This window comes from Marinoscillum sp. (genome assembly GCF_965229915.1).
Classification (GTDB): Bacteria; Bacteroidota; Bacteroidia; order Cytophagales; family Cyclobacteriaceae; genus Marinoscillum.
Genome location: NZ_CBDDJZ010000001.1, coordinates 967,958 through 990,732, shown reverse-complemented (window position 1 = coordinate 990,732; position 22,775 = coordinate 967,958). Strand labels below are relative to the sequence as shown.

The following is a 22,775-nucleotide window of genomic DNA, read 5'->3' as shown; positions in this document are numbered from 1 at the left end:
GTTTTCACAGTGGAAAAGAGAACGTTCTGATTTCTTATTTGTTCATTAAAACAAATGTATGATCAGAATACGTACGAAACCCTTTAATTTTATTTTATCAAAATTAAAAGCATACAAAAATGAATAAATTCCGATTAGCAGTTTTTAGTCTATTAGTGGCCGGTCTATATGCATGTGGTGGAGGCTCAGGTCAGTCTGAAAGTAAGACAGAAGAACCAAAAACCTCCACAGATCCAGTAGCCGAAGCGAACACAGTAGCTGACTCTATTTCCCTGACTATTGAGGGCAACGACCAGATGCAGTACAATAAGAGTGAGTTGAAAGTCACAGAAGGTCAGGTGGTTACACTCACGCTGAAGCATGTGGGTAAGATGCCAAAAGAGTCAATGGGTCACAACTGGGTGCTATTAACAACCGGAACAGACGTGGCTGTATTTGGTACATCGGCAGTCTCTGCACCTGACAATGGTTACATCCCCACTGATATGGAAGATAAGGTGATCGCCAATACCAAAGTAATCGGAGGAGGAGAAGAGGTGACCATCACATTTGACGCACCCAAGGCAGGTTATTACAAGTACATCTGTAGTTTCCCAGGACACTGGGGGGTGATGCAAGGAAGCTTTGTGGTAGCACCAAAGTAATTAACGCCACAAAAGGCCAATTAGACCTAGAATTGGTCCGATGATAAGGGCCACATACACTGCTGGACTCCCTGAGTAACTTACCAGGGTGTTCAGCAGTTGAATACTGAAAATAGTGATCAAAAACCCAATAGAGTTCACAATGGTGAGCGAAGTGCCCTTGTTTTCAACTGGTGCATTCTGAGCTACCAGTGTAGAAAACATCGGTGAATCCATGATCACTGTGATTCCCCAAATGACCAGAAATACCAATTTGAGCCAGTCTAAATGCAGTGGTAAGATGAGGAAGCTTCCAGCACAGCAGCTAGCTGAGATAAAAAGAGCCCAACTAGCCACCTTTTTGGTGTCCTTTTTTACAGAAAGGTAACCAGCAGCCACACAGGACAGACTACCGATACCGATAATGATAAAGGCCCAAAAGGAAGTATTTACAGAACGAACGTAATTGGCCAAAATAACCGGAACAAATGCCCAAAAGGCATATAACTCCCACATATGACCAAAGTACCCAAAGGCGGCTTTCCGAAAGGTGGCTTTTTTGAATAAGGTAAGTAAAGCAGTTGGGTTAAATCCCATGGATGGTGTTCGGTAGGGTCCGTCACCGAGCATATAGATCATTGTTCCGCCAGCTACGGCTAATCCGGAGGTGATCCACAAGACCCCTTGCCAGGGTAGAGCCAGCCCAAATCCCTTGAGCGCATGAGGAAAGGCAGTACCAAGTACCAACGCCCCAACCAGAAACCCCAAAGACTTGCCAAGACCCTGCTGATAGTAGTCAGCAGCTATTTTCATTCCCACCGGATAAATACCTGCCAAACATACCCCAATCAAGAATCGAATGGATAGCAGAGAGTAAAAAGTCTGGAATGGAAAGAGAAGTATTAGGTTGAATGTAGCTCCAATTACTGCACAGGTGAAAAATACGCGCACAGGAGAGAAGCGGTCTGCCAATGTGAGGATGGCAAAAAGCAGTGTGCCTATGATAAAGCCAAACTGAACCGAAGAAGTGAGGTGACCCATGGCATGGGCAGGTAGTAAATAGACGCTTTGCAATTCAGGCATCACGGCATTTACTGCAAACCACAGTGAAGTACAACCAAACTGGCTAAATACAATTACCGGTAAAACCCAGGCTGAGACCCGATCATTTTGAGCATGCATGACGGAAAGATAACATGGTTGGCTATATTGAAGGCGAACCAATCATTTCAACATGCAATTTGTGCTACTGGTAGGGTTGATTGCATTAGGCTTTGCACTCACCAAACTTGGCTGGCTAAGGCCCAGAATTATCAGTTGGGGCAATCGGTACATTATTTACATTGCTCTACCGGTGGTAGCTCTCGCCAATATTCCCGGGCTGGTGCTGGACGGTCAGCTGTTGGTATTAGTAGCTGTACCGCTGCTCATTCTGTTATTGGCAATTGTTCTATTTCAAGGAGTGCTGCGAAAGTATTTTAGTAAAGATCAGCGACTGGTCCTATCGCTTACGTCTGGTCTTGGTAATACGTCTTTTGTTGGCTTTCCCTTAATCATTTTTTATTTAGGGAAGGATCAGTTGCTATATGGAGCGCTGTTTGATCAAATGACTTTTTTGCTGATGGCTAGTGTAGGTCAGGCGATGATTGCCAATGGACAGGATGCTGGTGTCAGGAGTGTAGTCTTAAAAGTGCTTACATTCCCAGTTTTTATCACCATAGTCCTTTGCTTCTTTTTACCTGCCGGACTTTTCCATGGAGTAGTCATGGAGGTGTTTGGGTGGGTTATTGATAGTTTAAGCATTGTGGCGATGATCATTGTTGGATATTTGATCGCTACCTATGTGGATTTCAAGATACCCCGCGCAGCTTATGCAGGTTTAGGCTATAAGTTGTTAATTGCTCCTTTGGTAGCGCTATTTCTGCTGTATTGGATAGAGGCGCCGAGGGATTTGGAGGCGGTGGCTCTACTCGAGTCATCCATGGCTCCACAAACGTCTATTTGCCTGATGTTACTCGAGAAGAATAGACTGCCACAGTTAGTAAGTCAGATACTGTGCTGGGGGACTGTTGCTTCGTTGGCTACTTCTTTCGTGTGGATTTTAATTGCCTAAAAAAAGCCTAAAAAACCCATTCTCGGTGAAGAGAATGAGTTTTAGGCCGCCGTAGAAAGTATCTATTAACATATTAGTTAATGATGACACAAATATGTTTTTGAAATCTGTAGAAATTCTGGAGAATGGCTTAAGACCGGAATTTAATTCCAGGACAAGCGCAATTCATGAGTGCGACCCTCATGAACATAGGATATCTTGATCTTACTCTGATCACAGATGCGCTGGATTAGGGATAGGCCCAGACCTGTTGATTCTCTGGAATCGCTGTTTCGTTTGAACCGCTCAAACAATTCTTCAGTGGGGACCAGTAGCTCATTGCCCGTATTTTTAATCACCAGTTGGTGTTCATCCAGATCCACCTTGATCCAACCGCCATGTACATTATGCTTGATAGCATTGCTGATCAGATTGGTGATGAGAATATATGCGAGATCTGCATTCATGGAAATGACAGGAGTGGCTCTATACTCAGTATCTACCTGTAGGCTTTTGAGCTCTATCAATTCCTCAAACGACGCGAGTTTGTTTTCCAAATAAGGTTTGAGGTCAATCCGGTCTGTCTTGATATATTGATTGTTTTCAATCTTGGTAAGAAGTGACAGCCCATCTTTTAATCGAGCAAGTCGCGTAGCAGCTTCATAGATCTTACTAACCTCAGTCAGCTGTTGCTCATTCAGGGGTTCTTGCAGGAGCATTTCTGCTTTGTTTTTGATGATGGCAAGCGGTGTTTGGATCTCGTGTGAGGTGTTTTCGGTGTATTCTTTCAGGTTTTTATAATCCTTGATGTTTTTTGTGATCATCTCATCTAGCACATATCCCAGCTGATTGAACTCGTCTACGTTGGAGTCTTCCATTTTTAAAGGAACAGGTTCGGAAATCTTAAAATCTTGAAGTTGCTGAATCATGTGGTGAAAGGGCGACCAAAGCTTTTGAAAGATGAGTCGATTGAGGAAGCCCAGAGAGAGCATGAGGATAAGCGCCATGCCTATCATGATTTCACTTACTCCCTGGATGAGGTCGAGGTTGGACAACAGGGATTTGGAAATGGTGATGATGTAGAACTGATTGTTGATTTGATCTGAGAAGGTCAGCTGTCTGAAGGGGAGTTCTTTTTCCTCGTATTGATCATACATGATCGTGTCTTTGAGGAAGGGTTCTAGCTGAGGATCTTCTGGCACTTCTTCCAGCTCTATGACATCCCCAATGTTGAGGTAGTAAGTGCGCTGCAGGTTTTCAAAGTTTCGCAGTTCATAGACTATCTGGGCTCGTTCGGCATACAGCTTTTGATTGAACTCATGGTTGATAATTGATTTGAGCACATAGTAGGCGCCCAGACTACCAATGACAAAGACCAATACCAGTGTAATCAGGTAGTAGCGATTGGCAATATCTAGGAGTTTCACTTTTTGGTGAATTTATACCCGACACCATAGACCGTTTGTACATAATCTTCGCCTCCTTTTTCCTGGATTTTCTTTCTTAAGTTTTTGAGGTGTGAGTAGATGAAGTCAAACGAGTCAGCCATATCCATATTATCACCCCAGAGATGCTCAGCTATTGATTCCTTGGTGACTACTCTGTTTTGATTGGCAATGAAAAAGACCAGCAAGTCAAATTCTTTCTTGGTAAGGGTGAGTGCTTGCTCATTTACTGTGACGGAGCGATCATACGGATTGACCGTTATTTCATTGAAGACAATCTCATTCTGCGCATCAAAACTCCTCCTGCGAATGAGCGCACGAATGCGTGCGTTTAACTCTGCCAGGTCGAACGGTTTAGTGATATAATCGTCTGCCCCTATATCCAACCCTTTGATCCGGTCTTCAAGAGCATTCTTTGCAGAGATAATAATGATACCAGACTTGGATTTGATTGATTTTAGACGTTCGATGACATCCAATCCATTGCCATCCGGCAATGTGATGTCTACCACCACACAGTCGTATTCGTAGGCCCAGGTTTTTTCATTTGCTGCAGTAAAGCTGCTAGCCCATTCGCAGTGATACCCAGACTCTGTCAGGTAGCCGATAATAGCTTCCCCCAAAGATTTTTCGTCTTCTACTAGAAGTATGTTCATTTAGAACAAGTCGGTTAAGTAATCAGATTCTGATCGAAAGATAGCCAATGTATGTCAAAAGAGCATTGGAGTTTATTGAACTACTAAAACTTGGATTTCGTCGTAAAAACCCCGTAAATGTCAGAATTATTTATGAAATTCAAACACAGCTTTAGATAAGATTAGGAATTAATCAAATCTATCACCGCTATAACGTGACCTGCTTCTAACTAAGGAAGCAGGTTTTTTTACGATTTATTGTGGGCTATAGCCAAACTTTTTAGCTTTCTTCAAGTGCTTAGAACTTTGTTTCAAATCACCTTGTAATTCATAACACTTACCTAAATAGTAGTGACCCTTACCAGAGGTCTTGTCTTTTTTTATCAGATTTTCCAAGTCTTTAATTGCCAGATCATATTTAGCATTATTGTAGTAAAACTCACCTCTATTGAGGAGATGTCTATATTGATATGAATAATATTTCACTAATCGGTTATGAGCATTGAGTGCATACTCGTACAAGTCAGCTTCTGAAGCTCTGGTCAGTAATTCATTATGGTAATTTTGATTGTGTTTTTCAAATTTAGAAGCACTGTCCAGTAAATAAATGGCTTGCATAGTGTCACCTAAAGTCAATTTACATTGATACTTAATGTAGTATGCTTCACCGTCTTTCGGATTCGATTTTAAGATATTGTCAAGATCAGATTGTGCATGGTCAATATAATTCATGAGATAGGCTATTTTGGCTCTATTAAAGAAAAGGTCAGTGTCCGTAGTGTCTAAGGCTATAGCACGGGAATAATCCTGATAGGCCTGACGATATTTGCCAGAAGCTGTAAGAATATTTCCTCTGTTTTTATATCCTTCCTTTTGTCTGGGCTTAAGAGCTATAACCATAGAATAGTCTTCATAAGCTTCATTCAATGCATTTTGTGATAAGTAGGATTCTCCCCTGTAAGAATAGGCAATCCAGTTCAGTGAGTCTAGTTTGATAGCATTGGTATACGTTTCTGTTAAGGTATTTGTGTGTATTGAAAACAAACTTTTCTGAGTAGCTCCAATAAAGTTGTATATCGCAGGATGTTGCTCATAAATCAATGCGCTATCAAATTGAGCGATTGCTTCTTCCTTTTCATCGGCAATTAACAAACATATGCCTTTATCTAGGTGTTCTCTAGCGGAAGCATCCATGGAGTAGTTGTCAAAATAGTAAGTTAGAGACCGCTGCACAGATTCTTCTTTTTTAAATTTCGAGCTAAATGAATGCTTTCCTCTTCTCAACGTATCGACTGATGAATCGTAGACCACTTTGAATTGTTTGACAGCATCGTTGTATTGACCCAGTTCCATTTTTAGGAAAGCTTTTATTGAGTTGTAATGATAATTCGATGGGTCAAGTTTGAGTAGAGTATTGATATCAGTTTCAAATTGTTCTAAATTCTCATCCTGAAGTAATGAAATCATCGCTCTAACCATAATTCCCTCTTCCCAGGTTGGAGCAATAACCAACGCTTGTTCGATGTAATTTCGGGCCGACTTGATTTTGCCAAAATAAATCTCTGTTGAGATTAGAGGGATATAAGCCTCTAGGAAAGAGGCGTCTTTCTCGAGACACTTTTTTAGATGCAATCGTGTACGATAAGCATCCAGCCTTTTCAAAGAATAAAGGGCCAACCCATGCTCACCATAAGCAGAGTATTTTGGGAGTTTTTTTAGTTCTTTGAAAATTGAGATGGCTTGTTTGTCATTATTCTGTTCTAGGAAAATGACACCAGTCATATATTTAGCTTCTAGAAATAATGGATCAATTCTTAAAACCTCGTTCAAATGTCTTAATGATTCATCAAAGCGGTTTCGTTCATAATTGATCATTCCCAGATAGTAGGGAAAAATAAGTGTTTGAGGATATTCCTCCTGCATTTGTTCGAAATAGAACTGTGCTTCATCGTATTCCTGTTGATTCCAGTAGTCCAATCCCTTTTGAATCTCTGCTTCCCACTGAGATTTTTTTGCCTCTTTTTTAGGCTGATTGATGGTTTCAACGTCAATGAGGGGTTTGACATCAAATAAGTCCTCTGATGCATACTTGGTTACGTCCACTTGTCCCCTCGCAGCAAGAACGAAAGCAAACGTGATTATTAGAAACAATAATCTCATTATGGATCGGTTAATTAATGTTTCAATTATAAGCAACTCTATTGGTTAATCAGGCTATGATTTGGATGATTTCCGAAGTTCTTCCATCAACTCGTCCACCTTTTTGTTGAGTTCATCCACCTTATCCTCCAATCCCGCGTTGTTATCCATGACCATTTCGTCCACAAAGATTGCATTCATGATAGACATACCGAATATGCCACCAGAAATCACCACGATAAAAAAGAATATTCGTGTGAGCACGGGTTTCCAGGAGGCGCCATCTGAATTGGCTATGATGGTGGCCGGGATGTCATTCCATCCTTCCAAGGTAAACACTTGAAAGATTGAATAGAGTGATATGGCTGGATTGCCAAACATCTCGGGAGCCTCATCCCTAAATAGATAACTACTAAGAATAGCCAACAATACATTGTAAATAACCAGTGCCACTAATACAAAGACTGAGGCCCGAAAGGCCCTGCCGATTCCTGACACCATTTTACGAATGTTAGGAATAAAACGCATGAACCTCAGGATCCGCATGACACGCAATAGCCTGAAAACCAGCAAGTAGGAGAGATCTGGTATTTCGATCAGCAATACGAATAATGATGGCACAGAAATCACTACGAGAAAGAAATCGAACTTATTCCAATTGTTTTCAAAATAAGGTTTCCAGCCTCTCAGTCCCATTTTTACCACCATCTCAAATACGAAGAAAATGGTAAACCCATGATCCAGAATCATGAGAAATTCGTTTTGATGCAGGCTCTCATAGCCCATGATGAACAGTAGAATGGCGTTCAGCATGATTGCTGTAGCAATCAACAGTTCATTGGTAAATAATTTGACAATCCGAGAGATCATCGATGGCAAGGTTTAAAAAATGGTTGATGATTTGGTGCTTCAAATTAACTAGAAAATCCTTCACAGGCCAGTGTTAGGTGTAAAACTAACACTATACCGTTCCAATGATGCCATGACGGTGAGCTATGGTTACGGCTTCAGCTCTTCCTTTGACTAGTAGCTTGCTGTAAATTCTTCTCAGATGGGTCTTTGTGGTGGAGACCGAAACGTACAGTTTCTCCGCGATTTCTTTGTCTGACCACCCGAGGGCGAGGTACGAAAGTACTTCCATCTCTCTAGGGCTCAGCTGTAGTAGGTGCGGAGGTAAATCCTCCTTAGGTTTTTCATAAACATTTTGCAAGATCTGGTTGCGATCCTCCAGTGCCATTTTGATGTGATCCAATTCCCGAGTCAGGGTCATTTTACTTTGTTGTACCCGGGTTGACTCTTTCTGGAGTAGCATGTTTTGAGCCTGAAACAACCGCCCGGCGCGGCTTTTTTGATGGTATCCATACCCCATGGATATCCCAGCAAGCATCAATATGATGGAAATTACCAGAAAGAAATTGCGTTTGGATACTTCTGCTTTCAGCTCAATTTCCTTGTTGGCCAACAGGAGCCGTTGCTGTTGTATCTCCTTCTCTTTTTTGATGTTTTGATAGCGAGCTTCCAGCTCCGCTACTTTATTCGCTTTATCGGTATTAGCTATTTCCTGATTAAGGCTATCCAGTGCTATGGTAAGATGATAAGCTTGCGGAAACCTGCCTTTTCGTGCAAGGATTGTTACTTTCTGTTGGATGGCGTTTTTTAGGATCTCAGGCAGAGCCAAATCTCGGGCGATGACCTCAGCTTTATTGGCTGCTTCCCATGCTTTGTCCAATTGATTTTTGTGACTGTATAGCACTGAGAGGTTGTTGGTTGTTTGGGCTATTCCCCGCTGATCGTTGAGCAGGGACCTGATCTGAAGTGCCGACTTGAGGTATTCCTCAGCTTCATCGTAATTCCCTAAATCAATCAACGCAAAACCTATGTTGTTTTTGCTTCTGGCGATGGAGTTGTCCTTTCCCTGTTTTTCAAAACCAGCTAGCGCCAGTTTATGATAGATCAATGACGAGTCCAACTGCCCAAGGTGATACATGGTAATGCCAATATTGGTGTAAGAAGCAGGAAGCGAAGACTCCATTCCCAATTTGATCTTTAGTTCTAATGAGCGGGTGTAGTATACCAGGGCCTGATCATAAACTGACTGCAGGTCGTAGACGATTCCTATATTGTTGAGGTAAAATGCTTGCCCTTGTTCGTCACCAGACTCCTCCATGATGTGAAGTGCGCTTAGAAAGCTGGCTATCGCCTGATCATACTCAGCCAGGTTGGCATTGACTTTACCTAGGTTGTTGTTTAGTTCGGCTCTCTGTTGATTGGTCATTTGAGCGTCCAGCAGACTTTGAAAATAGAGCTTAGCTTCCAGAGCTTCACCTTTCCTGCGAAGTGCCTGCCCTTTGATGATAGCAAACTGAATAGTGTCGGTTGACTGGCTCATGCCTATTTGGACCAGAAGTAGGGCAGAATCCGGGTTGGTGGACAAGAGCGCTTCGCATTGCTCTGGTGTGATTTGACTGTCTGATGATGCACTTTGTGCCGAAATACAAAGCGCAAAAAGGTTGAATACAAGCCATAGCAACACCTTTTTGGTAAAATCATCCTTTTGAACGACAAGGACTTTTTGCTGATTCATGAATTTGGCTGCATCAAACAAACAAATAATCGAGATCATGAAAAAGCTATTACTCAATTTTGCATTTCTGGCCATTTCGCTACTGTCTTATGGTCAGGTAAATTATTACGATCAGAACAAAAATCCTATCACATCAGGTGATTGTGATCTATCTGCTCTGGGCATGACCCTGAAGATCCCGGCCGCCGCAAAGCAGTATGAAAGTGTCTCTATTTCGGTGATTTATGCTAAAAACTGGAAGAGTTCCACAGGGTACAATGTCTATGAAAAGATGTTTCCAGGGTCTGCGCTTCAGAGCGAAATGGATTTTTGGGTACTCAAGCCAGGTGGCGGTAGTGATTTTAAATCAGCAGGCTATGGGAATCCGGAGATGAATCTACTGGCCCCATGTACAGAGCCTAATCGCAAGGCTAATTCGTACACAGTGAGCGTGCGGATACTGGGAGGAACGCACAGCGGCTGGGAGACGGTGAGCACCGCATTTGGAGGATCTGAAACGGTGAAAACATATGATTACACCGTAGTGGCTGCCAATGATGACACCTTCACGGTGGATTTTGGTGAAGCATCATCGGGAGCTACTTCCAAATCGGGTTTGTTTACAGCGGGACTTCCTTTTCCTGACAAAACGGATATTACTACCTATGAGTACAATGGTGGGGAGCCTTTTGAAGGACCTGAGCAGTTGACATTGGTCTTTAGAGACAAAGAGGTGAGTACTTACAATTCACTATGGATCCGAATTATCGCTGAGAAAAAGTCCAATCTTGGGGACTGGACCATGGATAAAATCAAAGCGGATATAGAGCAGGATATTAAGTATACCACCAACAAAGTCAGTGCATGGAAGTCCGACGTTGATGCACCCTCCAACAAATGGCAGTATGATCTTTCGACCAATAAAAACTGGTTTTATCCGGGTTATCTGGTGAAATACGGTAAAAGTGGAGACAAAGAACTGGATGCTAAATATGCTGCTATGATCGAAAGTCCTGTAAGCTGGACTGAAGAGAATGGTATGAGCGTGTTGAAATATGAAAATATATTTCAAGGCTATGAAGTAGGCGGGAAAGGAGGAAAGCCCTTTGTCACCAGGGATTATGCGGGAGCGGATAAGACCCTTTATTACTATGCCAAAGAAGATGGTGACCTAATCATACTGGCAGGAGTCTACAAAGATTATAAAAGCGCCAAAGAAGGAGGACTGACTGATTCGGAAAAGGAGTTCATTGAAAAAACCATTGAAGGTATCAGCGCTAAATGATGCTTTTTTGTGATCACTTGCTGGTCGCGACCACTCACCATTTGGTGGGTGGTTTTTTGTTTGTGGAGAGAGGAGGTTATTGGCCAGAGGAGTGGGTTCGTAGGATTTGGTCCTTTTAATTCAAAAGAAAAAACCCTGACAAGCTTTAGCTTCGTCAGGGTTTGAGGTGGAGTCGGAGGGATTATTTACATGATCCCATCACTCAATTAAGTCAGTGTAGAAAGCCAATGCTACGCATTTTCAACCTTTCTTCAATCACGAATACAGGAATGTATTTCTGTATCGCTCATTTGAAAGTTTGATTTGGCTTTCTAGCCATTGTGGAGTCGGAGGGATTCGAACCCTCGTCCAGCAAAGGAAATCATGGACCATCTACATGTTTAGTTGCTCATTTGATCTCGCTAGTGAGCCGGAGAACAACACCCTACCCAACTAGTCAGCTATTGGAGTTTCGCACAGCCTTAATAGCATCAGCTGCACTAGCCCTGAAGGTCGACACCCCTAAGTCCGGATTACAGGACAGAATCCTGGAGGGATGTGGCAGGGGAGGCTTTGGCCTCAACCCTAATTAATCACTAAATCTAATCAGTGATTAGGCTGCCATGGCGTAATTAGATTCGCCAAGTATAGTTCGAGCGAATTGATCACAGGTGTACACTCGCCACCTGACATGCAAGTACATCATTTACACTTCCTGTCGATTCCGGTCGACCCCATAAGTGTGCGTCTCTGCCATCTGCAGAAACGGTCTGCAAAGATAGTAACATCCACCACACTGCAAATGATTCCATTCAATGCCGTAAATGTTTAAGTGATTAAAGTATAATTATATATTATGTATAGTATAAAAAGTATAAATAAAAATATATGATTTGATTGCGCCATCTTTGGGTAGTTAAAAAAGACCAACAACCCATGAAACGATACAAGCCCACTCTTTTGCTAGTCGGAACGTTCAGTTCGCTATGCCTCTGTCTAGCACTGTCCTCAATAGCCAGAGACCCCGTGTTGTTAGAACTTGCCAAAGCATGTGGTCTGTTGACAGCCATAGGTCTGCTAGCAAGCATTAATGCAGCCTGGGATACTCTTTCTGAAGAATCCAGATCTAAAAAACTCACACAAAACAAGTTGTCTAGAAGTAGACTATTACTTTTGTTAGTGACCGAAGGAATACTGAATTTGGAGAGCTATTCGGTTCAAAGTTCGTTTTCTGATGTAGGAATTGGTTTCACCAAACTGCTCTTCTTCTTTGGTTTCCTGGACGATATAGCCAAGCCTCATCTGTAAGTGATTCTTCGCCACTTTTTTTTGCCAGCCTATCCCTAGTGAGTAGAGTAACCCTCCTTTGACCTCCATGTTGTCTTCCAGGTCTCTGGTTGGTCGAGCAAATCCATGTCCCACATTTCCATATATCATGAAGGTATTTCTACTTTTTCCAGTTGTGGCATAATATTCTAAATAAACTGGGAAAATCATCAAGTCCCGATGTGAATAGACTCCTGTGCCAATGCCAATATTGAGGAGAGGGTAAAGTCTGTAGGTCTCCGAAACAGTCATGTATAGGCGCATTTTGGTAGCTGAACTAGCTGATCGTTTGCCAAAAGTCGTTCCTAAAGAAAGATTGGTAGACCATCCTTTTGGATAGCTCAGCTCTGGGAGAATTGGGATAGAGAGATCGTTTTTCTTGTGGAGGTGAACCTCTTCTATGGCACTTATCGGTACTTTAATCACGTCAGCTCCAACCGTTATGCTCAGCGTATCCTCTTTTGGATCGGTGCTCACCTGCCCGCAGATGATGCCACCCTTCCTGAGGTAAACTTTATCTACCTGCGCCAATGCGCAATAGCCCAACCCCAACCATAAACTTAAAAGTACAATACGTATCAAAGTTTCCCGGAAAACTCGATGGTGCTGAGATAGGTGATGTCTCCCTCGAAATCATTGCAGTGGTATTGATTCAGCCCATCCTCACCGACCAACATCACCAGGCAGTCATTGACAATCACGTCATAGGCGTGTATGTTGCCATAGTGTTTGATCAGGTTTTGATCAATAGTATGAATGTTAGTGCCATCATAGATTTTCAATCCGGCTTCTCCATCACATATGAATAATCGATTATCTGAAATGCTGAGACCATGAGGATTGTACATAGGATAGGTCTCAAGCAGCTGTGGGTTGCTTGGATTCTCTATGTCGATGATTTCCAGTTGATTAGTAAAACCCTGACACTGTGTGCCAGATCTTAAGGTGACGTAGGCATATTTGCCATCTGTAACCACTGGATCACAGCTTCGTACATGGCTGTAATTGGAGAGCAGGTTTGGGCTGAACGGGGTAGACACATCGTAGATGTACATCCCATCATTGGCACCGATAAAGATCATGTCCTCATAAGGAAAGATGGTTTCAATACCCCAGCCAATGTCGGTTCTTGCTCCTAACATGGGGTTGGCAGGATTGTCAATATTGGCCACTTTCATCTCCGACTCATCAATCATAAAAAGATGGTTGTTGTTCACTGTAAATCGGGCCATGGACCCGCCTATGCCGGGAGAAGCTGATCCTCCTGAGTTACTGGATTCGGCAAATGCGGTATTGATCGCAATCCCTCCAGCATATCGATAACCCCAATCATAGTAGTAAAGATCAGATCCATCACATTCCGTACTTATCCGTTCGGACGCCTTGGTTTCTACCCAATCAGTGACGATACCATCTTCAGCAGCATAATATCCCCAGGAGTTGTAATTGGGAAACAGATCCTTGACGCGGTGAACTTCATGAGGGTTGGAAAGGTCACTTATGTCCAATACTACAAGGTCTATGTAGCTATCTGCATAGAGGTACCCATCAACAGCGGCCAGATCAAAGTTGCCAGGGATATTGATAAAACCAATGTTCTTCGGTGATTCTGGGTTCGAGTTGTTGATGATGTGTATACCCTTACCTGGTTCATTGATAAAGAGGTGATCACTAATGAAGTAGATTTTACCGGACTGGTTGATTTCACGAGGTGCTTGGAGTTCGACTGCATCTCGTAGCTCGGTTCTATTCATGAAAACCGGTTCGTAGTAAGTATACGAGGAAATCGTTTCACAAGTATCAGTACATGATCCAAGGATCAATGCGCTAAGCAACAGCAACGCAAGGGAGGAGTGGTAGTAGTTCTTCATCAAGTTAGGGTTTTAAGCAGTATTGCTTACAAGACTACATATCTCCTCATTTCGTTGGAACCTCTGCGCTAGTCGGTCCAGATTTAAGTTGGCGCATTGCCCGTATGAACTTTCATCTCGCTAAGAGTTTGTCCACCCTTGATTCCAAAGTCCAGTGTGCGTATAGGGAATGGAATGGTAATGTCATTGTCATCAAATGCCGCTTTGATGGCTTTGATGGCTTTGGATCGCATGCTTAGAAATCCGGGATTGTCGGGATATTCAATCCAAAACTTGATTTCGAAGTTAATGGAGCTGTCCCCAAACGCCGTGTAGGTAAAGATCATGTCTTCATGCCGAATGACACCATCGAGCTCTTTGAGGGTCTTGAGTATCAGATCTTCCACCTTTTGCAGGTCATCACCATACGAAATACCCACGGCCAGATCGATCCGTCGCTGACCCAGGATGGAGAAGTTTTGTATCGGACTTTGGAGTACATCCTTGTTAGGAATATAGACTTCCTGTCCCTGAAACGTTTTCACAACGGTCACTCGTAGGTTTGTTCTGGCGATGGTGCCCATGAAATCTCCGATTTTGACGATGTGCCCGACATTAAATGGTGTGCGAAATGCCAGGATAATACCAGAAACAAAGTTGGCAGCAATGTCCTGAAAGGCGAACCCAAGAGCCAAACCGACCACTCCTACACCTGCCAGGAGGGAAGTAACTGCCTTGTCGAGCTGGAGCACTTCCAGGATGATAAACAGTCCGGTACCCAGTACGATGTAATAGACGATTGTACCAAATAGATTCTCTAGGGCTTTGTTTTCTGAGGATCTGCGAAACAGTTTAAGGAATACTTTTTGGATGGCTTTTGCTGAAATCAGAAAGATGATAAACAGTACCAGAGCCACAGCCATATTGGGCAACATGGATAAAAAGGTGTCCCACCAGGTCTCTACTTTACCAGTAATTTTTTCAATAGGCGCCTTCATTTCAGTGCCTAGTGAATCAGCCGTTTGTTTGATTTCTTGGGAGGTTTTTTGCGGATCAATCATAATATCCCAACCCAAAATGACTGGTAGTGTTTGCTCGTTAGGATGTTTAGTACCTCCTGCGAATGCTAATGGTGATATCATGTGGAGCTGTCTCGTCACCTCCAAAGTAAGGGAAGAGCATGTAGTAACTGCCTGTATCACAGGGCTTTGATCTTGCGATGCTTATGGTTTTGTCATCCATGGTGAGTTGATACTCCGTGTCGGTCAGCCGAATTTCATAGGAGTTAGTGTGATTGGGCTGTGTGCTGCCAATTTGTTCAATGATCCGCTCACCATTTACATAACAGTAAGCCAGAATATCTATTTTTCCATCCAACCATCTCCACCCAAAGCGTACACTATTTTCATGATGGTGACTGTTACAGTCAGCAAAACCAAGTAATTTGTTAGTGTCCCACTGGTTTTCTTCTGTTTCCGTAGTGTAGATGGCTGATTCGTCAAACGCTACTTCGAACCGGAGTATGTCGGATTGGAGAAACTCGGCCTTGTAAGAGGAGTAGTGTTTGCCTTTGGGGATCGTATATAGTTCAACAGGATCATCGACCACCGGCTCACAGTAGCTACAGGCAATGGCTACCCAAACAAATACTAGCAATTTCAGCGTCTTCATAGTGCCTACAGCTTGAAAGAAACGGATGTGCCTAGTGCCGGATGACCTGCTCGGTACGAAGCATTAATGCCTAGTCCAAGCCATCTGGTAAGGCTGACTTGCGTATTCAACTGTGGAACCACAGCCAGGTACTGACCATTGACTAATCCTGTTTTCAATCCTCCCCATAAGGTGAGGCTATTGCAGTTTTTGACTCTAAACTGAAGATCTACCCCGTGAAAAGGGTAGTTGCTTTGTTTCTGCTCAAAGGACAATTGATGAGTGGCCTGAAAGAAATAACCTACCTGAATTCGGTCGCCTACTGCTGAGGTAATACTCACCCCTTTTTGTACGGCAATGATATTTTGCTCTACAAACCCCGTCAGATGAATTCTTTGTGCAGAAGCTTTAGTGCCTAGGACCAAAAGCACAAAGGTTAGCACTGTAATTAGAAACAGCTTTACTCGTATTTTTTTAGCTAGTTGAGATGTGTTGGTCGTTTTCATGGGTGTTAGCTTTTAATCTACAACCCAAAATTCTACCGATTTCAGTACATATGTAAGCGCGAATTAACCATTTGTGAATTTGAGTAATTCACTCGAACCAACTTAAGGTTTTTACCTAGTTCTCTCTGCTTCCCTTGTACATTTCATACTTCTGAAACTTGCACTCCAGTGATCCATTGAACAGTACAATCTTTTTTGAAGCCCGCAGTTTTAAATGTTTGAATGCTTCCATGTTGCTGCTAAGAAGCCACGCATCGAATCCCTGAAAATTGTTCTTCAGAATATCACTGATCGTTTTGTAGAATTCGTTGGTGTTGGTTCGGCCAATTCGCTCGCCATAAGGCGGATTACTCACGATCATTCCATTGGGTGTTTTCGGGCGATGATCTTCAAATGCTATGCGCTGGATGTTCACCGCATCGGAGAGTTTGAATTTTCTGAGACTCTTGTTCGCCATCAGCACGGTGTTGCCGTCCACATCTCCACCTGATATTTGGAGTTGGGCTTTGCGCACTCCAGCTCTGCCTTCAGCTACCACACGGTTCCAGATGGTAGGATGGTAGTTGGTCCAGTTTTGAAAGCTAAAGTTCCTTCGGTTGATCTGAGGAGGGATGTTCTGCCCCATCATTGCGGCTTCAATAAGGATCGTTCCTGTACCACACATTGGGTCAATCAGGGGAATATTCTTTTCCCAGCCTGCCAGCTTCAGCAAACCTGCTGCCAGCACTTCGTTGAGCGGTGCTTCATGCCCTACATCTCGGTAGCCTCGCCTGTTGAGCGTGTCGCCTGAACTGTCTATCGATATGGTAAACTGATCTTTATAAGCGTATAGATCAAACTGGATGTCTGGATTTTTGATATCCACTGATGGTCGTCGACCGGTTTTTTTACGAAACTGGTCTACTATTGCATCTTTGGTTTTCAGGGCAGCATACTTCGAGTGACGAAAAAACTCTGAAAATACCGTGTTGTCAATAGCAAAAGTTTGATTCAGGCTCAGGTAGGTGGACCAGTCATGCCGCATGACCTGATCGTAAAGTTGTTGCTCAGTTCGGGCCTGGAATTGATATACTGGTACCAATATTTTCAAAGCCAGCCTCAAGTTATAGTTGGCTCGGTAGAGAAACTCCAGGTCACCTTCGCAAGCCACTGACCTTTTATGAACCTGTACATTTTGACCTCCTAGTTGCTTCACCTCGTCCGCCAGGAGCTCTTCCAGCCCAAAAAATGTTTTGATGTGTATTTTCAATGTTTTTTGTCGTTTTTCCAGGCTTTCACGCCCGCTTCGATCCGCAAAGCTAAGTCATTCTCAGCAGGCGGAATAGGACAGGAGTACTTTCCATTGTAGGCACAATAGGGGTTGTAAGCTTTGTTGAAATCCAATACAATGGTATCGCCTTTGGGGATTCGGAGGTCTATATAGCGTCCACCACCATAGCTTTCAAAACCATTGGTTTGATCCGTAAATGGCGCGAAGAGGTAATCTTTGTATTCTTCCTGCTCACGCAATTCCAGGTTTTGGTAAACAGGAAAATTGACTTTTTGTCCCTCCAGTTCAAAATGTGCTATGCCGTATTGCACGTAGACTGGCAGTCTTTCAGTAGTCGTGGGAATGGTGAAGGGTTTTTCAAAAGGAGTAAATTCAAATTCAGCTACTATCCGGTACTTTTCGGCTATAGGGAAGAATTCGAGCCCTTCAAATTTCTTGAGATCTTTCTTTTCCAAAGGGGAAGCTTTGGGGTCAGCATACTCTGAGTTTAGCTCGTTTTGCCATGATCTGATCTCCTCTTCATAGGAGGTTTGAGCAAGTACTGACAAGTAGGAGATACCAAGTAGCAATGCAATGGATAGTCTCATCATAATTATTCGTTTGTTGTGTGTTGATCTGTAAAATCTGTTAGATTTAACTGTCCAAAGAAAGTATATTCCAATGAGCAAACTGACCTATCTCACCTTTATTCTTCTGATGATTTCCCAGTCTTTGTTGGCCCAAAACCAATCCAAGGGCATTGTTTTTGATGAAATGCAGTGGGAAGAGGCGATGAAAAAGGCAACTGAGCAGCAGAAGTTGGTCTTTGTGGTGGGGTATGTGGAATGGAGTGAACCCTGCGCTGATCTGGCGGAATACACGCTAACGGATCAGGAGGTTGGCGAGTTTTACAATGCCAATTTCATCAACCTGCAGGTGGATATGGAGGACTACCTTGGTCTGACTCTCACAGATACTTACGATGTAGAATCGTATCCGGTATTCTTGTTCCTGGACGGATCTGGTAACATGGTGCATCGTGGATGTGGAGCTATCGATAGCAATGATTTCATCCAAATGGGGAAGGAGGCAATTGGTGAAAATCCTATCTCGGTTATGCAGCAAAAGTTTGATGCGGGAGAGCGATCATTGGATTTTTTAATCGAGTATTCATTGACACTCGAAGATGCCTGTATGGACAACACCGATTTTGTCAATGACTATTTTGCTGGAACGAATCAGCATGATTGGATGAATGAGGCTTCATGGGCCATGATCAACCTGAATGTAACTGATCCATACAGTGAGCAGTTTCAGTACTTAATTGCCTATCATGACATGTTCTCTCTCAAATATGGAAAGGACACTGTGGATGCGAAGGTTTTTAATGTCATGCTCGATCAGCTCATTGCTATCTATGAGGGATCGGATCTTACGCTGTTTGCTACCCAGGCACTGCGGCAGCTCATGGCTGAAGTGGACTTTAAGGACAAGGAGCAATTGATGTCACTGGCCAACCTGAAAGTGAACGATCTAAAGGAGAACTGGCCCACATATGCGGAGTACGCCATTCAGGTGGTAGGCGAGCAGGACGTTCGTGACCCGGACCAACTCAATGAGTTTGGGTGGAAGTTCTACTTATTTGTGGAGAAAGCCGAGCACCTGGAGGCAGCTGCAGCATGGATGAGAGAGGTTTTAAGGGACTATCCAGATGCTACCTATTATGATACGTACGCTTCCTTGAAATATAAATTAGGCGCGGTAAAAGAGGCTATCAAGTACGGTGAGCTGGCTATGCAGGCAGCTGAAATCGAAGGAGAAGATTTGATGCATTACAAAACGCAACTGGACTTGTTCAAATCTGGTAAGTGATCAAAGAGTTAGCGTCATGATGATGTCGGTTTGTGCGTCATCTCCAAGTTGGAATACGTGGGTGCTGATTTCAATAAACCCCATTTTCTTGTAGAAAGCGATCGCCTTTGGGTTTTTCTCCCAAACTCCTAACCATATTTCTTTTAACTCGAGGTTTTTGGCTTGAGCCATTGCGTGTTGGATCATCATCCGGCCGATACCCCTGCCCTTGAGTTCACTGGTGACATAGATCCGTTCGATTTCTATTGAATTGGGGTAGTCAGATTCAGTTTGTGCAGCACCGAGATTGGCCTTGTAATAGCCTACAACTTTGCCAACATTCATGACCACCCAAAAGCTAGACTCTGGATGATTGAATTCCTGAACGAAGGCTTCAAGGGAAAATGAATTTGCCAGGTAATGGCGCATGTTTTCCTCGGTGTTCATATGTCCGTAGGTCAAGACAAAGTTGTCCCGAGCGAATTGATGTAACTCCTCGATATGACTGGTGTTGGCCTTAACGATTTCCATAGTTTCTTTGCCAGCGTTGGTGTTCGTTTCTCATTCGGTTTAAATATTTGGATGGAAGGTCTATTTGAATGTCCATGTCTTCATTAGTAACAGGATGTTGGAATTGTAACCTTACCGCTGACAGGAAAAGTCCTTTGTTTCGGATGGTATTTTTGGCATATAGTGGATCCCCATAAATGGGGAAACCAGCTTCTGCGCAGTGAATTCGGAGTTGATGCGTTCTCCCGGTTGTTGGTTGGAGGCGAATCAACGTTAAGTATTCGTTCTTCAAAGAGCGTATTTCTACGCACTTTTCATAAGTGGTGGTGGCTGGTTTGCCATCAATTTCCTTTTCAATCTGTCCTGATTCGGGAGTTTTTCCCATGACCAGTGCCTGGTAGGTTTTTCGGATCTGCCCTGTTTCAAATTGCTGTCCCAATAGATAGCGAGCCCTGGTGGTCTTTGCAGCTATCACTAGTCCGGATGTGAGACTGTCCAGACGATGGACGGGCTTTGGTGAATGCAGCATGCCGTTGGTCGCAGGTTGTGGATGAGTGTGGGCTAAAGCAGCCGTTAGTGTTCGAAAATAATTGCCACTGGTGGGCAATCCGGCTGGTTTGTTGACGATTAGGAGGTGCTCATCTTCATAGCAGATTTCCAGAGCAAGTGGATATGGATTGATTTGTTGATCAATCTCGGAGAGGGATATTACCTGGTCCTTTGTGGGGATGTCCGCCGTTCGTGCGATTTGATCGTTGATGGATACCTTACCCGCTTTGATTGCTTTTTTAATGCTGCTTTTAGTTGGCAGTTCATCGAAAATGCCGATGAGGTAGTCTGGTAGTCTTAATTGATTGTCAACGGATACGGTATGTTCTTGAATCTTATCCAAATCTGGGAGTCGGCTGACTTTTGCGAGTATCAGTCACGAAATTAACGATTCTTTTGGGAGTCGTCGGACCACTTGGAGTGGTCTGACGACTAAAATGCCGTTAGTTAAAGTTTAGGACCACTAGAGATTTTCAGTAAAGTGTCCCGATTGGTTTTCTGTTTTTGATTTTTTCAGGTTGTAGGCATCCGATTGACCTTTGGGTATGGATAAGGATTGCCAGTTAGGACCTTTCTGAATCTTGCCTAGTAGGATGATCTGTCCAATATGCGAAGCGTAGTGGGCGAGCTGCCTTTGTATGGCATCAGTAACCGACTGACCTTCTTGTCTGATGTAAATCGTCTTGTTCAGGTCTTCTTCACTTAACGACTCCAGTGTGGCTAGTAGACAATTCCAGCCCAGGTCCCATCTTTTATCAAGTTCCTCTTTTGAGTGGATTTCATCCTCAAATTCATGGTCTCGATTTCTCCAGGGTTTCTCCCCATCTTCGGTTAAAAAATTCGTCCAGCGTGAAAGCATGTTACCAGCCAGGTGATTGACAAGGATGGCGATGCTATTCGAATCTTCAGATGGAGTCCAGGTGAGCTGGTCTTCGTTTAATTGCTCAAAAGTGCGTTCGCCCAACAATTTGTAATACTTGAACAATTTGATGGTTTGAGGTAAGAATTGATTCATTGGCTGTATTTCTTTGTGGAACCCCTTAGACTGGAAAGATTATCATTTGGAGTCGTCGGACCACTCCAAGTGGTCTGATGACAAATCATCTCAATGATCGATCGTTTCAAAAAAACCTAAAAAGTCTTCCTTTTGGTATAACGATTTGCATTGCTGATCCAGCTTGTCGTATTCGGCTTTGTTGGCTGCCATGAACTGCTCATACGATTCTTTGGAGATCCAACTGTCTATTACCAGGTAATCATTTTTATCAGTTTTCTTGATCAGTTCCTGGCCCAGGTAATCTTCACTTTTCTCAAAGAAATGAAACCAGGTACCATTTCTTCGGTAGGCTTCTTCGAACTGTTCTTTTTGATCGGGGTTGCACTCGTAGTGCCACACGATCTGAAACATTTTCATAAGCAGGTGAGGTTTAGTTGTCTTGTTATAAGTTAACGAAAAGACCACTAAACCTCAACCTCGATGCCTTATTTGTATTCTTCTCGTCCGTCAGCATGTTTGGCAAATCGCCCACTTTCTTTTGGGTGCACATGATCGTTTTGAGGCCATGGCCAACCACCAAACTGGGTGCGCTGGTATTCTTGAAAAGCCTCCTGTATTTCTTGTTGGGTGTTCATCACGAACGGACCATATTGTGCAACTGGCTCGTTCATGGGCTTTCCTTGTAAGATCAAAAACTTGCTCTCAGCGTCACCATTCTTGATGGTTACTTCCTGTGAAGCATCTAGCTCTGCCACACGCTCCAATGGAAGAGACTCACCATTCAAGGTTACAGATTTCCCTGAGTAGAAATAAAGGGAACGGTTCGCTTCTTTGCTTGCTAAGGGTAGTTTCCATTCTGCACCTGGCTGCATGGTAAATGTCCAGATAGCTACCTCATTTTCGGGAACCGCTGCCCAGGAATCAGGAGCTGGTGTCAGTGCTTTCACATCGCCTATAGAACCAGCGACGATTTTCACTTTAGTCTTGCCATCAGGCGTCGTGTAATATGGAATGTCCTCCGCCCACAGCATTTTGAAGTGAGGCTCTACGAATTTGCTCCGCTTAGGCAGATTCAGCCAGATCTGAAATAGGATTAGCGGGTTGTCCTCATCGTCCTTGAGCAGTGGAAACATTTCTGAGTGGTTGACCCCTTTGCCAGCAGTCATCCATTGTACATCACCATTACCGAATCGACCAGCAGCTCCAAGTGAATCCGAATGGTCGATCAAACCTCTTTCACCAATGGTGACTGTTTCAAATCCACGATGTGGGTGCTGAGGAAAACCCGGTACCGTGCTTCCATGGTACATTCTCCAGTCATTTCCAGGATCAAAGTCCTGTCCAATATTTCTACCAGCCAGTGAAGCTTTTGGACCCATCTCACCGTTACCTTGTGGGTAATCATCTTTGTGATATACACAAAAAAGGAACGGGTCCTGGGTTGCCCATGGAAAACCCAGCGGTTTTATATTTTTAATTGCAGTCATAGTTCATTCTTTTTATATATGTACGAACATATAAAAATT

The 22,775-nt window shown here is 43.4% G+C and carries 22 protein-coding genes and 1 other RNA gene; 4 read left to right on the top strand and 19 right to left on the bottom strand.

All coding sequences use genetic code 11. The features are described from left to right. Positions 1–119: 119 nt before the first annotated feature. Positions 120–644: an azurin gene (gene azu, locus ACO067_RS04355; RefSeq protein WP_421871192.1), complete on the top strand. Its 525-nt coding sequence runs from the start codon at positions 120–122 to the stop codon at positions 642–644. On the opposite strand, the gene ACO067_RS04350 is transcribed toward azu, so the two are convergent. Further along, complete coding sequence (locus ACO067_RS04350; RefSeq protein WP_421871190.1) at positions 645–1,805, bottom strand: MFS transporter; 1,161 nt, start codon at positions 1,803–1,805, stop codon at positions 645–647. It lies immediately after the preceding gene. A 52-nt stretch (positions 1,806–1,857) separates the two neighbouring features. On the opposite strand from ACO067_RS04350, the gene ACO067_RS04345 reads away from it, so the two are divergent. Continuing rightward, on the top strand, positions 1,858–2,736 hold the full coding sequence (locus ACO067_RS04345; protein WP_421871188.1) for an AEC family transporter: 879 nt from the start codon (positions 1,858–1,860) through the stop codon (positions 2,734–2,736). Between the two features lie 143 nt (positions 2,737–2,879). On the opposite strand, the gene ACO067_RS04340 is transcribed toward ACO067_RS04345, so the two are convergent. From ACO067_RS04340 to ACO067_RS04320, 5 genes are all read right to left on the bottom strand, one after another. Next, positions 2,880–4,142 carry a sensor histidine kinase gene (locus ACO067_RS04340; protein WP_421871186.1) on the bottom strand — a complete coding sequence of 421 codons (1,263 nt, stop codon included), beginning with the start codon at positions 4,140–4,142 and terminating at the stop codon, positions 2,880–2,882. Next, on the bottom strand, positions 4,139–4,816 hold the full coding sequence (locus tag ACO067_RS04335; protein ID WP_421871184.1) for a response regulator transcription factor: 678 nt from the start codon (positions 4,814–4,816) through the stop codon (positions 4,139–4,141). Before ACO067_RS04335 ends, ACO067_RS04340 begins: the two co-directional genes overlap by 4 nt. Positions 4,817–5,050: 234 nt before the next feature. Further along, positions 5,051–6,991 (bottom strand): tetratricopeptide repeat protein, encoded by a 1,941-nt coding sequence (locus ACO067_RS04330; RefSeq protein WP_421871182.1) that lies wholly within the window; start codon positions 6,989–6,991, stop codon positions 5,051–5,053. A gap of 18 nt (positions 6,992–7,009) precedes the next feature. After that, a complete protein-coding gene (locus tag ACO067_RS04325) occupies positions 7,010–7,804 on the bottom strand; it encodes an ion transporter (protein ID WP_421871180.1) in 795 nt (264 codons plus the stop codon). 91 nt (positions 7,805–7,895) lie between these two features. After that, on the bottom strand, positions 7,896–9,557 hold the full coding sequence (locus ACO067_RS04320; RefSeq protein WP_421871178.1) for a tetratricopeptide repeat protein: 1,662 nt from the start codon (positions 9,555–9,557) through the stop codon (positions 7,896–7,898). On the opposite strand from ACO067_RS04320, the gene ACO067_RS04315 reads away from it, so the two are divergent. After that, a complete protein-coding gene (locus ACO067_RS04315) occupies positions 9,556–10,782 on the top strand; it encodes a hypothetical protein (RefSeq protein WP_421871177.1) in 1,227 nt (408 codons plus the stop codon). The genes ACO067_RS04320 and ACO067_RS04315 overlap by 2 nt on opposite strands. 318 nt (positions 10,783–11,100) lie before the next feature. Here the strand turns inward: ACO067_RS04315 and ssrA are convergent. The 8 genes from ssrA to ACO067_RS04275 form a co-directional block, all read right to left on the bottom strand. Further along, positions 11,101–11,497, bottom strand: a transfer-messenger RNA (tmRNA) gene (gene ssrA, locus ACO067_RS04310). Positions 11,498–11,937: 440 nt separating this feature from the next. Next, on the bottom strand, positions 11,938–12,669 hold the full coding sequence (locus ACO067_RS04305) for a hypothetical protein (protein WP_421871175.1): 732 nt from the start codon (positions 12,667–12,669) through the stop codon (positions 11,938–11,940). Then, positions 12,666–13,958, bottom strand: coding sequence for an LVIVD repeat-containing protein (locus tag ACO067_RS04300; protein WP_421871173.1), 1,293 nt, complete (start codon positions 13,956–13,958; stop codon positions 12,666–12,668). Before ACO067_RS04300 ends, ACO067_RS04305 begins: the two co-directional genes overlap by 4 nt. Positions 13,959–14,041: 83 nt before the next feature. Further along, positions 14,042–15,079: a mechanosensitive ion channel family protein gene (locus ACO067_RS04295; RefSeq protein WP_421871171.1), complete on the bottom strand. Its 1,038-nt coding sequence runs from the start codon at positions 15,077–15,079 to the stop codon at positions 14,042–14,044. Then, on the bottom strand, positions 15,045–15,608 hold the full coding sequence (locus ACO067_RS04290) for a hypothetical protein (protein WP_421871169.1): 564 nt from the start codon (positions 15,606–15,608) through the stop codon (positions 15,045–15,047). The genes ACO067_RS04295 and ACO067_RS04290 overlap by 35 nt, the downstream gene beginning before the upstream one ends. Positions 15,609–15,613: 5 nt before the next feature. Next, positions 15,614–16,093, bottom strand: a complete 480-nt coding sequence (locus ACO067_RS04285) for a hypothetical protein (RefSeq protein ID WP_421871167.1) — start codon at positions 16,091–16,093, stop codon at positions 15,614–15,616. A 115-nt stretch (positions 16,094–16,208) separates the two neighbouring features. Continuing rightward, positions 16,209–17,342 carry a THUMP domain-containing class I SAM-dependent RNA methyltransferase gene (locus ACO067_RS04280; protein ID WP_421871165.1) on the bottom strand — a complete coding sequence of 378 codons (1,134 nt, stop codon included), beginning with the start codon at positions 17,340–17,342 and terminating at the stop codon, positions 16,209–16,211. Then, positions 17,339–17,953, bottom strand: a complete 615-nt coding sequence (locus ACO067_RS04275; RefSeq protein WP_421871163.1) for a DUF1684 domain-containing protein — start codon at positions 17,951–17,953, stop codon at positions 17,339–17,341. Before ACO067_RS04275 ends, ACO067_RS04280 begins: the two co-directional genes overlap by 4 nt. Positions 17,954–18,023: 70 nt before the next feature. On the opposite strand from ACO067_RS04275, the gene ACO067_RS04270 reads away from it, so the two are divergent. Continuing rightward, positions 18,024–19,214 carry a thioredoxin family protein gene (locus ACO067_RS04270; RefSeq protein WP_421871161.1) on the top strand — a complete coding sequence of 397 codons (1,191 nt, stop codon included), beginning with the start codon at positions 18,024–18,026 and terminating at the stop codon, positions 19,212–19,214. Here the strand turns inward: ACO067_RS04270 and ACO067_RS04265 are convergent, their stop codons facing one another. The 5 genes from ACO067_RS04265 to ACO067_RS04245 all read right to left on the bottom strand — a co-directional run bounded on the left by ACO067_RS04265 (position 19,215) and on the right by ACO067_RS04245 (position 22,736). Beyond that, the gene (locus ACO067_RS04265; RefSeq protein WP_421871159.1) at positions 19,215–19,724 is read right to left on the bottom strand and encodes a GNAT family N-acetyltransferase; all 510 of its coding nucleotides are present in this window, start codon (positions 19,722–19,724) and stop codon (positions 19,215–19,217) included. Next, positions 19,711–20,595 carry an RluA family pseudouridine synthase gene (locus ACO067_RS04260; RefSeq protein WP_421871157.1) on the bottom strand — a complete coding sequence of 295 codons (885 nt, stop codon included), beginning with the start codon at positions 20,593–20,595 and terminating at the stop codon, positions 19,711–19,713. Before ACO067_RS04260 ends, ACO067_RS04265 begins: the two co-directional genes overlap by 14 nt. Before the next feature lie 120 nt (positions 20,596–20,715). Further along, positions 20,716–21,267 (bottom strand): DUF1572 family protein, encoded by a 552-nt coding sequence (locus tag ACO067_RS04255; RefSeq protein ID WP_421871156.1) that lies wholly within the window; start codon positions 21,265–21,267, stop codon positions 20,716–20,718. A 90-nt stretch (positions 21,268–21,357) separates the two neighbouring features. Then, positions 21,358–21,666, bottom strand: a complete 309-nt coding sequence (locus ACO067_RS04250; protein ID WP_421871155.1) for a hypothetical protein — start codon at positions 21,664–21,666, stop codon at positions 21,358–21,360. Positions 21,667–21,734: 68 nt separating this feature from the next. Then, positions 21,735–22,736, bottom strand: coding sequence for a pirin family protein (locus tag ACO067_RS04245; protein ID WP_421871153.1), 1,002 nt, complete (start codon positions 22,734–22,736; stop codon positions 21,735–21,737). Positions 22,737–22,775 lie beyond the last annotated feature (39 nt).